Source organism: Devosia sp., assembly GCF_024707125.1.
In the GTDB taxonomy this organism is placed as follows: Bacteria; Pseudomonadota; Alphaproteobacteria; order Rhizobiales; family Devosiaceae; genus Devosia.
Genome location: NZ_JANQAH010000011.1, coordinates 1,127,233 through 1,141,615 on the forward strand (window position 1 = coordinate 1,127,233; position 14,383 = coordinate 1,141,615).

17 protein-coding genes are annotated in these 14,383 nt (G+C 60.1%); 7 read left to right on the plus strand and 10 right to left on the minus strand.

The annotated features are described in order from the left end of the window. Positions 1–77: 77 nt before the first annotated feature. From NVV77_RS20320 to NVV77_RS20335, 4 genes are all read left to right on the plus strand, one after another. Entirely contained in the window at positions 78–584 is a 507-nt protein-coding gene (locus tag NVV77_RS20320; protein ID WP_295416095.1) for a protoglobin domain-containing protein, read from the plus strand. Continuing rightward, positions 536–1,672 carry a methyl-accepting chemotaxis protein gene (locus NVV77_RS20325; protein WP_295416097.1) on the plus strand — a complete coding sequence of 379 codons (1,137 nt, stop codon included), beginning with the start codon at positions 536–538 and terminating at the stop codon, positions 1,670–1,672. Before NVV77_RS20320 ends, NVV77_RS20325 begins: the two co-directional genes overlap by 49 nt. Beyond that, a complete protein-coding gene (locus NVV77_RS20330; protein WP_295416100.1) occupies positions 1,672–1,881 on the plus strand; it encodes a hypothetical protein in 210 nt (69 codons plus the stop codon). Before NVV77_RS20325 ends, NVV77_RS20330 begins: the two co-directional genes overlap by 1 nt. A gap of 198 nt (positions 1,882–2,079) precedes the next feature. Beyond that, complete coding sequence (locus tag NVV77_RS20335; protein ID WP_295416103.1) at positions 2,080–3,333, plus strand: GGDEF domain-containing protein; 1,254 nt, start codon at positions 2,080–2,082, stop codon at positions 3,331–3,333. Between the two features lie 423 nt (positions 3,334–3,756). Here the strand turns inward: NVV77_RS20335 and NVV77_RS20340 are convergent, their stop codons facing one another. From NVV77_RS20340 to NVV77_RS20365, 6 genes are all read right to left on the minus strand, one after another. Continuing rightward, a complete protein-coding gene (locus NVV77_RS20340) occupies positions 3,757–4,980 on the minus strand; it encodes an MFS transporter (protein ID WP_295416105.1) in 1,224 nt (407 codons plus the stop codon). A gap of 120 nt (positions 4,981–5,100) precedes the next feature. Then, positions 5,101–5,844: an arsenical resistance protein ArsH gene (gene arsH, locus NVV77_RS20345; protein WP_295416108.1), complete on the minus strand. Its 744-nt coding sequence runs from the start codon at positions 5,842–5,844 to the stop codon at positions 5,101–5,103. Beyond that, positions 5,801–6,223, minus strand: a complete 423-nt coding sequence (arsC, locus tag NVV77_RS20350) for an arsenate reductase (glutaredoxin) (RefSeq protein WP_295416110.1) — start codon at positions 6,221–6,223, stop codon at positions 5,801–5,803. The genes arsH and arsC overlap by 44 nt, the downstream gene beginning before the upstream one ends. Beyond that, complete coding sequence (locus NVV77_RS20355) at positions 6,220–6,915, minus strand: MIP/aquaporin family protein (RefSeq protein ID WP_295416112.1); 696 nt, start codon at positions 6,913–6,915, stop codon at positions 6,220–6,222. Before NVV77_RS20355 ends, arsC begins: the two co-directional genes overlap by 4 nt. Continuing rightward, positions 6,912–7,442, minus strand: coding sequence for an arsenate reductase ArsC (locus NVV77_RS20360; RefSeq protein ID WP_295416115.1), 531 nt, complete (start codon positions 7,440–7,442; stop codon positions 6,912–6,914). Before NVV77_RS20360 ends, NVV77_RS20355 begins: the two co-directional genes overlap by 4 nt. Then, positions 7,432–7,806 (minus strand): metalloregulator ArsR/SmtB family transcription factor, encoded by a 375-nt coding sequence (locus NVV77_RS20365; protein ID WP_092426861.1) that lies wholly within the window; start codon positions 7,804–7,806, stop codon positions 7,432–7,434. The genes NVV77_RS20360 and NVV77_RS20365 overlap by 11 nt, the downstream gene beginning before the upstream one ends. 41 nt (positions 7,807–7,847) lie before the next feature. Between NVV77_RS20365 and NVV77_RS20370 the strand changes: the two genes are divergently transcribed. After that, a complete protein-coding gene (locus NVV77_RS20370; RefSeq protein WP_295416121.1) occupies positions 7,848–8,360 on the plus strand; it encodes a DUF6428 family protein in 513 nt (170 codons plus the stop codon). A 308-nt stretch (positions 8,361–8,668) separates the two neighbouring features. Here NVV77_RS20370 and NVV77_RS20375 read toward each other — a convergent pair whose 3' ends face one another. The 3 genes from NVV77_RS20375 to NVV77_RS20385 form a co-directional block, all read right to left on the minus strand. Continuing rightward, positions 8,669–9,637, minus strand: a complete 969-nt coding sequence (locus NVV77_RS20375; RefSeq protein ID WP_295416124.1) for a TerC family protein — start codon at positions 9,635–9,637, stop codon at positions 8,669–8,671. 40 nt (positions 9,638–9,677) lie between these two features. Then, complete coding sequence (locus NVV77_RS20380; RefSeq protein WP_295416126.1) at positions 9,678–10,160, minus strand: TerB family tellurite resistance protein; 483 nt, start codon at positions 10,158–10,160, stop codon at positions 9,678–9,680. 211 nt (positions 10,161–10,371) lie between these two features. Beyond that, complete coding sequence (locus NVV77_RS20385) at positions 10,372–11,259, minus strand: LysR family transcriptional regulator (protein ID WP_295416130.1); 888 nt, start codon at positions 11,257–11,259, stop codon at positions 10,372–10,374. A 99-nt stretch (positions 11,260–11,358) separates the two neighbouring features. On the opposite strand from NVV77_RS20385, the gene NVV77_RS20390 reads away from it, so the two are divergent. Continuing rightward, entirely contained in the window at positions 11,359–12,306 is a 948-nt protein-coding gene (locus tag NVV77_RS20390; RefSeq protein ID WP_295416132.1) for a sodium-dependent bicarbonate transport family permease, read from the plus strand. 160 nt (positions 12,307–12,466) lie between these two features. Here NVV77_RS20390 and NVV77_RS20395 read toward each other — a convergent pair whose 3' ends face one another. Continuing rightward, complete coding sequence (locus NVV77_RS20395) at positions 12,467–13,441, minus strand: calcium/sodium antiporter (RefSeq protein ID WP_157289734.1); 975 nt, start codon at positions 13,439–13,441, stop codon at positions 12,467–12,469. 354 nt (positions 13,442–13,795) lie between these two features. On the opposite strand from NVV77_RS20395, the gene NVV77_RS20400 reads away from it, so the two are divergent. Next, positions 13,796–14,383 (plus strand): tyrosine-type recombinase/integrase (locus tag NVV77_RS20400; protein ID WP_295416137.1); only part of this gene is annotated, 588 nt, incomplete at its 3' end.

The window sequence follows — 14,383 nt, forward strand, 5'->3', positions numbered from 1 at the left end:
TGTCGGAGCGGTCGTCTAAATTTCGCTTCACATCAAATGTCCGGCGCATGCCGGCAGTATCGAGCAGGAGCGAGAAGGTGGAGCATTCCAGAGACGATGGCGATATCACAGCCCGCCTCGACTTTATTGGGCTCGACAACAAAGGCCGAGACGCCCTTCGTTCGGTGGAACCCCTGATCGCCAAGCACCTGCCTGAAGCGCTTGCTCGCTTCTACAAGAAGCTGGCAACGGTCCCTGCGGTTTCTCGGTTCTTCTCTGGTTCGGATCAGATGAACCGCGCACAGTCTAGTCAGCTCGGTCACTGGCTCGCGATCGCCACCGGCAGGTTCGACGCAAAGTACGTCGAGTCCAGCAGACGCATTGGCCTGCGCCATGCGCAGATCGGGCTTGAACCACGCTGGTATATCGGTGGTTACGGCGTCATCGTTGAAACACTTGTCACCGAGCTCGCACGCGACTTTATGGATGAGCACATCAAGTCGCTCAAAGGGGGCTCTTCAACCGCAAGCATGATGAGGAAGTTCTCTCGGCTGCGGTGTCCGATCTCGGCATCGCGATGTCAGCCATGGTCAAATCCGTCATGATCGACATCGATATGGCGGTTAGTGTCTACTTCGATCAGGTGATGGCCGAAGCGCAAAAGCGCGACCGTGAGAATGCGGACCGGGTTGCCTGGGCCGCAGAACTTACCGGCGAAGTCCTGCAGAAGCTGGCGGAAGGCGACCTCACCGAAAACATCACTGCCGACTTCGAAGGCGGGTTTGCGAAAATCAAATCGGACACCAATCAACTTGTCGACCGGCTACGGGAGATAATGCTGCAGCTCAGGGACACGTCTGGTCTTCTCCGCACCGCCACTGGGGAAATCCTCGCCGGTGCCAATGACCTGAGCGAGCGTACTACTCGACAAGCAGCAGCAATCGAACAGACCGCGGCCAGCATGGAAGATTTGTCGCGCACAGTCAGCCAGAACGCGGTACTCGCAGAGGCCGCATCGGACCAAGCTCAGAAAGCAGCAGAGTCTGCTGAGGCCGGTGGCCAGGTGATGGGCAAGGTCACCGAGGCGATGGAGAAGATTTCCAACTCATCGAGCCGCATCTCGAACATCATCGGCATTATCGATGACATTGCGTTCCAGACCAATCTTCTCGCCCTCAACGCTTCTGTGGAAGCGGCCAGAGCAGGTGACGCCGGCAAGGGCTTCGCCGTGGTCGCCGTTGAGGTTCGCCGCCTGGCCCAGTCGGCCGCATCGGCCTCAGCCGAGGTCAAGGAGTTGGTCGAAAGAAGCGTGGTTGAGGTGAAGGCGGGCGAGAACCTTGTGCGCACCGCCGCGGATCGCCTCTTTGAGCTGCTGTCAGTGGTACGAGAAACGACTGGATCGATGTCAGCAATCGCCAGTGCCAGCCGCGAACAGTCCGCCTCGATCGCGGAGATTTCTGCGGCCGTCATGCAGATGGACGAAATGACTCAGCACAATGCCGCGCTCGTCGAACAAACGAATGCCGCGATTGAACAAACCGAGTCTCAGGCCCGGCAGCTCGATCAGATCGTCGATAAATTCAGGCTCACCAATTCAACGGCGACACCGCGCTTACCGGCAAATCGCGAGCGCCCGAAGCGTGTCGCTGCTCGTGGCGGAAAGGCTATAGGAGACGACTGGAGCGAGTTCTGATGCGACCGGAGCTTGCGGCCTATTCCGAAGCCCTTCAGGTGTTGAAACTCGCCCTTGTCGAGCTGAACGGGGAATTGGACCGCCTCGTTTCGGATCCGGCCATTCCATCGGAGGAAGCTATCGAGATCGCGGACGCTCTCAACGCCATAATGCAGGAGATGGCGCTTGTCTTGACGGAGCCAGACGTCATCCTTGGCGGTACGCACTAATTCGTCTTCGCCCCGCCCCCGCAATTATCCTGCGCAGCCTTCGTTCCAAAAGGACGTGAGATGGAGTTCTGAAACTAGGACCCTGCTGGCCTGCCCGGAACTGGTGCAGTTAGAGGCAACCGCTGCGCACCAAAGCGTCGAGTTGACAATGTCTTAAGGGCCAAGCCTGTAGATTTTTCCAGGCTTGAGAGATCTCCCTTGGTTCAGTCGTCGCCCACCGTCGATACTCCCGACTTTGCGTTGCCGGGACTATTTTGCGCTCGCCTGCGCAATCTGGCAAAATGCGCGGGAGCTGGCCTGTTGGCAAGCGATCGATGGGTCGCCTACGATGGCGACCTGCGTCGCCCCATCATCTCCTCGGCGCTCTTTGGGGATTTAGCTGAGGTTTTCCCCCAAGGCCTGCAGTCAGGCCCCGCGTTCCTTTTGATATCGCCAATTCCCACAATAGATGAAAACCGCCCGCTGTGGCTGGTGCTCTGGGACACGCGGCCGCGTGATCAAATTTCCAGTCACATTCTGCTCGCTCGGGTTATCGAGCTTGTGGGCCAGTCAGCTATGGCCGGCAGAAGGGTGGCGGAGGGTCGCCGTCAAAATCTTCTTGAGCGCGCATCAGCAACAGCTCGCATTGGGATTTGGTCTTGCACGCTGCCTGACGAACGTTTGACCTGGACCAATGGCGTCTACGACATTTTCGAATTGCCTCGCGGCTCGCAGGTGGATCGGGGCACCTCTCTTAGAATGTACGCCCCTGAATCCGCGAGACAAATGCAGGCGCTTCGGGCCGAAGCCATTGCGACCTGTGGCGACTTCAATTTCGATGCGGAGATCATCACCGCCAAGGACAATCATCGCTGGATGCGCATTACCGCAACTGTCGATGGCGTTGAGGGGAAGGCCCGGCGCATTTTTGGGATGAAGCAGAACATCACCGAAGAAAAGCGTATGGTCGAACGCACGCGCATTCTTTCCGAAACGGACGCCCTCACTGGTCTTGCAAATCGCGGCCTTTTCAATGCGCGTCTAGAGGATCTCCATGGTCAACAAAGCGGCGCCCCAGTCGGCGCTCTGATCTTGATCGATCTCGACAATTTCAAGTCGATCAATGATACCTTCGGCCATTCGCATGGCGACACCTGCCTAATCAAAGCGGGTGAACGGTTACGACAATGCGCTCCTGTAGGAGCGTTGGTGGCGCGTATCGGCGGCGACGAGTTCGCAATCGTCACAGATGGCTGCCAGCACGTGGATATCGAGCGCCTATCTACGGACATCGTCAGCGCTTTCGAGCGCCCGATCCAACTTGGCACGCACCAGCATCACGTCGGCGCATCACTTGGGATCGCCATTCGCGTCGCACAAGACGCTGATACGCTCTATCGCGACGCAGACATAGCGCTCTACTCGGCCAAGTCCGCGGGCCGCGGCACCTGGCGCGTCTTCAACGCCGCGTGACCAATCCCCCGGCACCACTACACCATTCGTACCAATGTAAATTACTCCCCGGTCGGGGACGATTGCCAACCATGGCGACAACCGGATTGCCTAGATCTCGATCGGCAACCGAGCACCCTCACGATCACCGAACATAAGCTGCGTGCGCGAATCTGCCGCCAAAGAAAATGGCATCAATGTTCGAGCAGTGCTGATCTACGCCATACCATTCGGCCGCATGCAGGCGCGGATGTCATCCGACCCACGACAAAGGGGCGTCACCTATTGGGATTATTCCCAATAGTTTTGAATGGCCGGAATGGGGCCGAAATCTCAAGATTGACGTAGACTTCACGATACAATCGCGGCCGAGCCCACCAAGCTAACTACATCACAGCGAGCGACGTCCCTCGGCGGACTACGTTCCAGCGCCCCTGAGTTCTGTCAACTTGGCCTGAGCTTGGATGAGGTGGCTGCAGCGAGCCAGAATGCGATGACCATCAACACGGACAGCGCCACCACACATGTCATGGTGCCGGCATAGTTGCCGGTAGCGCTCCAGAGAGCCGCTGCGCCCAGCGGAGACAGCGCTCTGGAAACCGTCATCGGCACGACCAGCGCACCATTGATCGCGCCGTAGCTCTCTCGGCTGACCATTTCGGGAATGGCGATGCCACGAACGATCGTCATGATGCCATTGGAAGCGCCGTACACCATGGCTGCGGCACCAACGATGAGGATTTCCGCCGGCGCCCAAGCGAACATCGCCATTGCCACCGGAAACCCGATCACGACGATGGAGCCAATCCGTCGTCCGGACGCCTGCTTGCCAAACGCCATAATGAAGATGCGCCCTGCCACCTGTGCCGGGCCGATAATCGTCATGGCCGCGACAACAGCGTATTCGCTGAAGCCGCGCTCAAGCATCATCGGGTAAAAGTGCAGCAGCAAAGCCGAGAAGCTGGCCGTGTAGGCTGTGAACGATATGGCGAGCCACCAGAACACGGGGTTCTTCATCGCGTCGCTGAGATGCGATCTCGACGCCTTTTCGGCAGTCGGCGCCAGTCGCGGCGCGTCTTGGGATGGATCGATGACAGAGAAGTAGACCGTCGCACAGAGGAGAATGTTGACGGCGGCCAGAACCTCGAGCGCGCCACGCCAGCCGAATTGGTCGAGCAGGATCTGAACCACCGGCACAAAGACAGTGCTGGCGAACCCACCCCACAATGTCAGCGCGGTGATGCCATTGCGAGCATGGAGAGGCCCTGCCCTGCGCGCGACGACGGCGAAGGCTGGCTCATATAGGGTCGCTGCCTGGAGTGCGCCCACGCCGGCCGATCCGAAGTAGAAAAGGACGATGTTGTCGGTGAGCGCCCAAAGCACCAGCAGCAGGCCGGCGAGCACCGACGCGCCGGCCATGACCAGCCTCCCCTGACCCCGGTCGATTGCCTGGCCGATCGGGATCGCGAGCATGGCGGACAGAAGCGCACCCAGAGTGGCGGAGCCGTAGATCAAGGTCTTGTCCCAACCGAGATCGGTTTCCATCGCTGTCGCAATGAGGGGAAACGAATAGTAGAGCGAGCCCCAGGAGGCGATCTGAGCTACGCCGAGCCCGGTTATGAACCAGGATTTTCCCGAGACGGGCGCCGGAGCAGCTAAGTCTGTCATGATGCTAAGAGCGGCGGAGGCCGACTCTCTCCTGCGTTTTCGGGCTATTTGCCAGCGTGAAATGACGGTCTGATTACAGAGACTTGATTGCTCGACCTGGCATCACTGAGGTTTCCTTCATCAGATCGCCTTGAGGCTGACCCGCTCATCGAGCTTGGCGACGTCTTCCTTGCGCTCACTGTACCGGGACGTGAGGTAGCCCGCGACGCTGCGATTGATCAGCGTGAACTTGACCAGCTCCTCGATCACGTCGACGACGCGATCATAGTAGCTCGACGGCTTCATCCTGCCTGCTTCGTCAAATTCTTGCCACGCCTTGGCGACGCTGGACTGATTGGGGATGGTGACCATCCGCATCCAGCGGCCGAGGATGCGCATCTGGTTGAGAGCATTGAAGCTCTGCGACCCGCCAGAGACCTGCATCAGCGCCAGTGTGCGCCCCTGCGTCGGCCGGATGGCGCCGCCAGGCAGCGGAATCCAGTCGATCTGAGATTTCAGAACCGCCGACATGGCGCCATGGCGCTCGGGACTGGTCCAAACCTGACCCTCTGACCACAGCATGGCCTCACGGAGCTCCTGGACCTTAGGGTGATCATCGGGAGCGTCATTCGGTAGCGGTAGGCCGTTGGCGTGAAAAACGCGCACCTCAGCGCCGAAGCTCTCAAGGAGACGCTGAGCCTCAAAGGTCAGAAGTCTCGAATAGGACCGCTCCCGCAGAGAACCGTACAACATCAGGATGCGCGGCTTGTGCGTGGGTGCTGAGGGAACAAGGCGGGTAAAGTCCGGAACCTCGAATGCGGCCGGCACGATATTGGCTAGATCAGACAATACGCTTTCCTTCGGCGTCGATAACGACCTCGCCATCCTCCTTGGTGAAGGGGCCGATATTGGGGTTTTCGAGGATATCGAGGACCACTTCAGATGGTCGGCAGAGTTTGGTGCCCAGGGGCGTCACGACGAAGGGACGATTGAGCAAGATCGGGTGCTGACCGATCGCGTCGAGCAGCTCGTCGTCGGACTTGTCCGGATCTCCTAGCGCCAGAGCGTCAAATGGAGTGTCCTTCTGGCGCAGCGCCTGACGCACCGTCAGCCCCGCATCGACAATGAGCTTGATGACTGTGGCGCGATCTGGTGGCGTCACGAGATATTCGATGACAGTCGGCTCGACGCCGGACTGCCGGATCATTTCCAGGGTGTTGCGAGACGTGCCGCAGCTGGGGTTGTGGTAGATTGTGACGCTCACGAGCGATCCTCTGGATTTATGGGGAGATTGCTGCCGCCGGGGCCGGCGAGCAGCCAGGACATCAAGGCCGCTGCCAACAACGCACCGACGAGTTGGGCTGGGATAAAACCGATCAGATCGATTGGACGAATGCCGGCGAAGGTGTCGCTGAAGGCACGAGCCATCGCGACCGCAGGGTTTGCGAAGGACGTCGACGCCGTGAACCAATAGGCCGCGGTGATGTAGAGGCCAACGAGCACCGGCACCGATTTGCGCTCGAACCGAATGCCCGCGAGGATCACTGCCACGAGACCGAAGGTTGCTACCCCTTCGGAGAGCCATTGCGCTTCGCCGGTGCGAACCTTGCTCGAGAGCTGGAGGATGGGCTGCGCGAACATGGCGTGGGCTACGAATGACCCGAGGGCTCCACCAACGACCTGGGCGATGACATAAGCGCTGGCGTCGCGCCAGGACAGCTCGCGCCGCAAGGCGAACACCGCGGTGACAGCCGGGTTGAAATGCGCACCAGAGATTGGCCCCAGCGTGCTGATCAACACGACGAGAATGGCGCCGGTAGCGATGGTGTTGGCGAGTAATGCCAGCGCGACATCGGTGGTGAGGGTCTCGGCCATGATGCCGGAACCCACAACTGTCGCGACCAGCAGCCCGGTGCCGAGAGTTTCGGCCACCAGGCGGCGGGATAAGTCGATCATGCGGCCCCGGCGGACTTCGAGGTGCTGCCTTCCATGGCGCCGATACCGCGGAGCTTCGAGGTCAGTGCCATGCGGTCGATGCTTTCGAGCGGCAGGCTCATGAAGGCGGCCACGCGATTGCGGAGATAAGTCAGCGCGTCTTCGAAAGCTGCCTGCTGCTTGAATTCGGGGCCTGCGACCGCGGCGGGATCTTCGATACCCCAGTGTGCAGTCACGGGCTGGCCGGGCCAGACAGGGCAGGCTTCGCCGGCCGCGTTGTCACAGACCGTGAAGACGAAATCCATCTTTGGGGCGTCGGGGGTAGCGAATTCGTCCCAAGGCTTGGACCGCAGTCCGTCTATGGAAATGCCTGCATTCCGAAGGGTCTGCAAGGTCATCGGATGCACTTGGCCTCTGGGCGTCGATCCGGCAGAAAAGCCGCGGAAACGACCATTGCCGACATGATTGATCAGGGCCTCACCCAGGACCGAGCGGGCAGAGTTCCCGGTGCATAGGAACAGGACGTTGTAGACGTGATCAGCAGGCACAGGCGGTCTCCTTGGCGTTGGCGGGCGTGCAGCATTCAGCGGCGACGCTTGCGGCGGGCAGGCAAACTTCCGGATGGCCCGAGCAGCAGTCGCGCATGAGGAACTCGACCAGACCCGCGAGGCCCTCGAAATTGGCGCTATAGATGATTGACCGGCTCTCGCGCCGGGACTGGATCAGGCCAGCGCGTTCCAGGTGGGAAAGATGGAACGAGGCGCTGGACGAGGAAGCATCAACGGCCTCGCCGACGGCGCCTGCCGCCATGCCCTCGGGTCCTGCCTGCACCAGGACGCGCACCATTCTCAACCGGGTTTCCTGGCTGAGGGCGCCGAATGCGTTCAGGGCTTGCGGTTCTTCGAGTTTCATCTCAATATCTCAATGAATGTTGAAACAGTGGATAGCCCAACATGAACACGCACGCAACTGCCCCTTATATCGAAGTGGAATCCACGCTTGGCGCCATCCTCGCGGGGCTCGCAGACCACAGCGAGAAGACCCTGGCGATCATTTACGGCGACCGGGAGGTGCAGTCGGGCTACCATGTCACCGAGGTGAAGGCCGGTTCTTTCGTTACCCTTGATTGCGGCGGCAATCCCGACGCCTGGCAGGAAACGGTGCTGCAGGTGGAAGACATTCCGTCTGAAGGAAAGCCGCAGATGACCGCCGGAAAGTTCGCGGCGATCCTTGCCCAGGTCGGCAAGAAGGTGCGTCTTGATCACGACGCTCGCCTGACGATCGAGATCGGCCAGCCGGGCGAAGCGATGCGTGTTTTCGATGTGGCGAACCTGTCGATCACCTCCAATCGGGCTGTGTTGACGCTTGGGGTTCGCGCTGCGATCTGCAAGCCGCTTCATCGCGCTGACAAGGCGGTCACGACCTCATGCTGCACACCGTCCAGCGGCGCAGGCGGTTGCTTCTGATCGTCATAACCTGGCACGCCTGAGGAAGGTCCGGTTTCAGGATATTCTGTCTAACGCGCCAATGGCCGGAATGGGGTCGGCAGCGGCCGATCAGCAAAGCGCCCCATTCCTGCCGTTGAACGGGGTTTCGCGATTGCCGGAAAGCCGACATTACCGATTGAACGGAGCTACGGCGAATTAAGGGGTGGTTTGCGGACCGGCGGCTTGTGGGCAGACATCGAACCAAGCGGACTTTCACCTGTTTTGTCCAGGAGTACTGTCGAGCCGTCCTAGGGAAAGGGGGAGGCTTAATGCCTCCCCCGATTTGGTTAATGGACCCTTGCGGTCCGCCACAACGAATAGCCAATGCCGCTGGCGAGGATGACGAAGGTGATCCCCAGCGACCATTCGGCAGGGAATTTTTCCCATCCCAAAAAGTCGGCGACGAAAATCTTCGACCCGATGAACACCAGCAACACCGCCAGCGCCTGCTTGAGGTAGGCGAAGCGGTGAAGGATGGCGGCGAGGGCGAAATAGAGCGCCCGCAGGCCCAGGATCGCGAAGATGTTGGACGTGTAGACGATGTAGGGATCGGTGGTGATGGCAAAGATCGCCGGCACCGAGTCCACTGCAAAGATGACGTCGGCGATCTCGATCATGACGAGCGCGAGGAACAGCGGCGTCATGAACCGCACCACCCGCCCCGTTCTGGGATCGGCCAGGCGCACGAAGAACTTGTCGCCATGCAATTGCTCGGTGACGCGGAAGCGCTTCTTCATGAAGACGAGGACGGGATTGGTGCCGAGATCGGTCTCGCCATGACCGGGCATCATCATGCGAATGCCGGTAAAGATCAGGAAGGCCGCGAACACGTAGAGCAGCCAGCCAAACTCGGACACGAGGGTGGCGCCGAAGCCGATCATGATCGCCCGCAGGACGATAACGCCCAGAATGCCCCAGAACAGCACGCGGTGCTGCAGGTGCCGTGGAATGGCGAGGTAGCCAAAGATCATGGCAATGACGAAGACATTGTCCATGGCGAGGCTCTTCTCGACGACGAAGCCTGTCAGGTATTCAAGACCCGACTGGGCGCCCAGTTGCCACCAGACGAAGCTACCAAAGGCCAGCCCAAGCGCAATATAAAAGCCCGAGAGCATCAGGCTTTCGCGCACCTCGATTTCATGGCCGTCGCGGTGCAGCACGCCGAGATCGAACGCCAGAAGCAGGGCGACCAAGCCCAGGAAGCCGAGCCACATCCAGAGCGGCTGGCCGAGGAAAATGCTGGTCAGGATGTCCATTTACGCCGCTCCGCCAAGCAGTTCTTGATGCAGGTCACCGTCATGCCTCGCTCCCATCGATCCCGAGGGCGCTCTCGACGCGGTGCAGGGCGCCCAGTTCCACGGGGTGAACAAGACCATCGGCTGTGATGACCTGGTGGCAGGCATCGCGAATGGTTTGGCGCTCGGTCGGGCCGAGTGCAGAGATGCTGAGCGTTGTCAGGGCCTGCTTCTCGGCAAGGTCAGGAGCGTAGCTATAGGCGCGTGCATGGTGAGCCAGTTCCTCGGCCAGGTCGGCGACCGAAAACCCTTCCATGGCTGGACTGGCGAGAAAGGCTTCCACCAGCTTGCGCCTTTCAGCCAGGGCCAGTTGTCCATCGGCATGGGCAATCACGGCCACCGCCGCCACGAGCGCCTGGAAAAAATCCTCTGCGCCGGCCCGGCTGGTTTCGCCACGCAGGTCGCGCTCATCGGCTTTCTGACGTGCCCGCAGGCGAGCGCCACGCAAAAATACGTCGTCCTGGATCAGTTTGTCTTTGGTCATCAATAACTCCTCTCAAGGTGCCGCTCGGCGGGTTGAGGGAGTGCGTTGGGGGACCATGACAGCAATCGGGCACCAACGCAGATGCCCACGGGCCCTGCCAAGGTGATCCGACATCGCGTCGCGGCAGGTGCCGCCGACGCCAGAGGGGCCCGGTCACGACAGGTAAGATTGGCGTGGGTCAATAGAGTTACAAGAGGGTATCGCGGCTTTTTTACAGCGACCACTTTGCGGCAGCGACGATCAGTTCTTCGGCGACGGGGCTCTGGAATTGCCGGTTGAAGGTCAGCGCGTAAAACGCCTCTTCGATCCCTGGCAGTCGCACCACTTCGCGCAGCGTGCCCGCCTCAAGCTCGTCGCGCACCACGATAGCCGGGAGCGGGGCCAGGCCAATGCCCTCTCTTGCCATCAAGCGGAGCATCGCCATGTCGTCCACTTCCGCCACCACCGAGGGCACGATGCCGAGGCGTGCGCAGAGGGCATCGAATTCAACCCGGATGATGCTTGCACCCGTCGGCAGGATAACGCCATGTGTTCGCAGAGCGTTCTGAGGCGTCTGGCCGTGCGACTGCAGGCTTGCCGCGCCGAACAGGCCGATCGGCTGACGCGCCAGCCGGTGCGCCACCAGATCGTCGGCATGGCCGGCACCGGGTGCGGCATTGCACAGAACGACATCGAGCTCGAGGCGGCGCAACTGGCCAGTCAACTCGACGAGGCTCCCCGAGCTCAGCACGACTTCGAGGTTTGCCCGGCCAAGGCAGGGCCGCAGAAAATCGATCTGAAAGTTGCGCGACAGTGTGGCCAGTGCCCCGACACGCAGAACCTGCCGGCGTCCGGAACCGACACGCAGCGTGGTCAGCAGATCCTCACCCATATCGAAAATGGCATCGGCGTGGTCGAGCGCCACCTTGCCGGCTTCCGTCAAAACCAGCCGACGTCCGATCCGTTCGAACAGCGGATGCCCCAAACTCTCCTCAAGGATCTGGATCTGCGTGGACAGAGCCGATTGCGACACCGCCAGTAATCGGGCAGCGCGCGTTAGATTGCCCTCCCGGGCGACCTGCCTGAAATACCACAAGTGCCGAAAGTTGAGCGCCTTCATCATTCTTGCATACAGAACGGTTTGATATGATCAATGAATTTTTTTGAATCATCGGTTCCCGCTAGGGGACGTTGGCGTCCTTCCAACCTAGCGATCCCGATGGAAATCCTGCTTTCACCTGCAATCCTATTCTTTGCCCTTGGCATGCTCGCAGCCTCTTTGCGCAGCAGTCTCGATATTCCCGAGGCTGTCAGCAAGGGCATGGCAATCTACCTGATGACATCGATCGGGCTTAAGGGCGGGGTCGAGGTTTCGGCGACCGGCCTCACGAGCGAACTTGTGGTGGCAGGCCTGGCGGGAATGGGCCTCAGCTTCCTGCTCCCCATCCCTGCCTTCTGGGCGATGCGGCGTCTCGCCCGGCTGAGCACCGTCAACGCCGGCGCCGTGGCGGCGCACTATGGGTCCGTGTCGGTCGTGACCTTCGTCACCGGCGTTGCCATTCTGGAGGCCGGCGGCACGCCGGTTGCCGGCTACATGGTTGCGGTCCTCGCCATGATGGAAGCACCGGCCATCATCACCGGCATCTGGCTTGCCCGGCGAAGCGAAGGTTCCGGGGCGAAAGCGCTGGGCGGCCATCTATACCATGCTGCGCGCGATGGCGCGGTGGTGCTGCTGCTGGGTAGTTTTGCCGTCGGTCTGGTGGTGGGCGAGCGCGGGTTCGAGTCGATCCGGCCCGTCTTCCAACACGCCTTTGCCGGGGTGCTTTGCCTATTCCTGCTGGAGATGGGCCTGGTTGCGGCGCGCCATCTCATGGGGACCCGCAGTGTGACGCCCGTCATCGCGGCGCTGGCCGTGGTCCTAGCTGTCATTAACGGGACAGTCGGCGTAGTTGCCGGGTCCCTTATCGGACTGGACACCGGGTCCGCTGCGGCGCTGGGGATCCTCTGCGGCAGCGCTAGCTATATCGCGGCGCCCGCTGCCATTCGACTGGCACTGCCGGAAGCTGACATCGGCCTGCCGCTGGCCATGTCGCTGGCCATCACGTTCCCATTCAATGTGCTGGTGGGCATTCCTACCATGACAACCCTCGCCCGACTTCTGTCTTGAGCGTCTCTCAATCGGAGGATTGTGCACGGCAGCTTTAAGGTTTTAGCTCGTAAGCCTCGACCGTCCAAAACGGGGTCGATTCGGGCCGACACTTGTTAGTCTCTCACATAGGCAAGCGCATCAGGAAAACACTGTCGCTCGAACCGTATTCATCGCAATCCTAAGGCCATAGCCACCACACATACCCAATATAACCTATCACAAGGACGCCGCCCTCCCAACGCGCCAGGCGTCGCCCAGTATAGGCGAACAACAAGACCAGCGCCGACACCGCGACCATCACAACATTATCGAAACTGGCAATCTGCTCCGGCACCTGAGATGGCGCAATTATTGCCGTCACACCGCCGATACCCAAAATATTGTAGATGTTGGACCCGATGATGTTGCCAAACGCGACATCAGCCTCGCGCCGGACGGCGGCGACAAGGGACGTCACCAATTCTGGCATCGACGTGCCTACTGCCACTATGGTGAGGCCAATCACGGTCTCGGAAATGCCTGCCGACCGAGCAAGGTCCACAGCGCCATTGACGAGAAAGTATCCCCCAAGGACGACTATCGCCAAACCTGTCAGTGACGTTGCAAGCGGTAGAAGGACAGAGCTGCCGGGAGATTTCTGCGGAACAAGTGCAGTATCTGCATTCTGGGCTGCGAGGCTCTTGTCATAGACGGCACCATGAGCGGGTGTTGCTGCCGCTTCCTGACGAATTGCGATGTAGATGTATGCTCCCAAAGCGGCCACGAACATGAGGCCAACCAGTCGCCCCAGTGGAAACAGCGGCGAAAGAAGTGCGAATACAATGGCCACCGCCACCATCAGCACGGCGTCTCGGCGCAGCGCTGACGATTGCACCACAATCGGGGTGAGCATAGCCGATGCACCCAGGATCAGCAGCAGGTTGGCGATGCTGGAGCCCACAATATTGCCGAAGGCGATCCCAGGAGAACCGTTTACCGCCGCCTGCACCGAGGTGACCAGTTCGGGCGTCGAGGTGCCGAAGCCGACCAGCGTCAGCCCTATGATCAACGGGGATACCCCTAACTGGCTCGCGACCCGCACGGCGCCTCGCACCAGAAGCTCGCCGCCAACCAGAAGTAGGGCCAACCCCCCGATGATCATAAGCCAAGTCATACCTAACAAACCTCCCAATCAAACTCGCTAACAGCGCAAGTCAGCAGAGGTTGCGAGGTTCCCGCATTCCCCTGGCGGACGCCTGACCCCGGTGCCGCATTGGTCCGTTCGGTCGGCTCTTAGGCGCGTCGGCTCCACGGAAGGACGGCACCGAAGAAAGGAACAATAGCAGATCGTGACCTCGTTAGAAAACGAAAGCTAATGGCACCTTAGAGCATCCCACCATGGTATTTTACGGCTGCTTCCAGGGCGGTTTGTCAGACCAGTCAGCGACTAGTTTGGGGTCGGGATCTGCCGCTGATAAGCCGCCATATTCGTTCTCTTCATGGCCGCTTCGGCCAGAGGAGAAATGTGATGGGTATCTCACAGTACGACCCTGCTGCTGCAGGAAGACCTGCTTGGAATGCCGGTAGGCAGGTTGGCGCCAAACGTGCGTTGAAGGTCAGACAAATCTGGTCAATTCGCTTCTTCCTTGACCGAGAGGGAAGGATGAGGGACCGAGCACTTTTTGACTTGGCTATCGACAGCAAGCTTCGAGGCTGCGATCTGGTGAAGATCAAGATCGGCACGCTCGTGGCGGGACCTGCCATTCGAACTCGGTCGATGGTAATCCAGCAGAAGACAGGCAGACCCGTCCAATTCGAGATCGCCGCTGACACAAGGGCCAGCCTGCTTGCTTGGCTTGAGCGACGCGGAGGGACGGTCGATGACTACGCCTTTCCAAGCCGTGTAGTGCACGATGGTCATCTGAGCACCCGTCAATACGCCAGGCTGGTGGACGAGTGGGTCACTGCAATCGGGCTGACACCTGAGGAATATGGCACCCATTCGCTGCGCCGTACAAAGGCGTCGCTCATTTACAAAGCCACAGGCAACCTTCGGGCCATCCAGATACTTCTTGGCCATAGCAAGATCGAGAACACAGTTCGTTACCTTTGGCGT

Coding starts and splice junctions, on each gene's coding strand:
- NVV77_RS20370 (WP_295416121.1), top strand. CDS start 7,848: ATGAACACGCACGCAACTGCCCCTTATATCGAAGTGGAATCCACGCTT.
- NVV77_RS20390 (WP_295416132.1), top strand. CDS start 11,359: ATGGAAATCCTGCTTTCACCTGCAATCCTATTCTTTGCCCTTGGCATG.
- NVV77_RS20385 (WP_295416130.1), bottom strand. CDS start 11,259: ATGAAGGCGCTCAACTTTCGGCACTTGTGGTATTTCAGGCAGGTCGCC.
- NVV77_RS20365 (WP_092426861.1), bottom strand. CDS start 7,806: ATGAAACTCGAAGAACCGCAAGCCCTGAACGCATTCGGCGCCCTCAGC.
- NVV77_RS20340 (WP_295416105.1), bottom strand. CDS start 4,980: ATGACAGACTTAGCTGCTCCGGCGCCCGTCTCGGGAAAATCCTGGTTC.
- NVV77_RS20380 (WP_295416126.1), bottom strand. CDS start 10,160: ATGACCAAAGACAAACTGATCCAGGACGACGTATTTTTGCGTGGCGCT.
- NVV77_RS20355 (WP_295416112.1), bottom strand. CDS start 6,915: ATGATCGACTTATCCCGCCGCCTGGTGGCCGAAACTCTCGGCACCGGG.
- NVV77_RS20375 (WP_295416124.1), bottom strand. CDS start 9,637: ATGGACATCCTGACCAGCATTTTCCTCGGCCAGCCGCTCTGGATGTGG.
- NVV77_RS20395 (WP_157289734.1), bottom strand. CDS start 13,441: ATGACTTGGCTTATGATCATCGGGGGGTTGGCCCTACTTCTGGTTGGC.
- NVV77_RS20330 (WP_295416100.1), top strand. CDS start 1,672: ATGCGACCGGAGCTTGCGGCCTATTCCGAAGCCCTTCAGGTGTTGAAA.
- arsH (WP_295416108.1), bottom strand. CDS start 5,844: ATGGCGAGGTCGTTATCGACGCCGAAGGAAAGCGTATTGTCTGATCTA.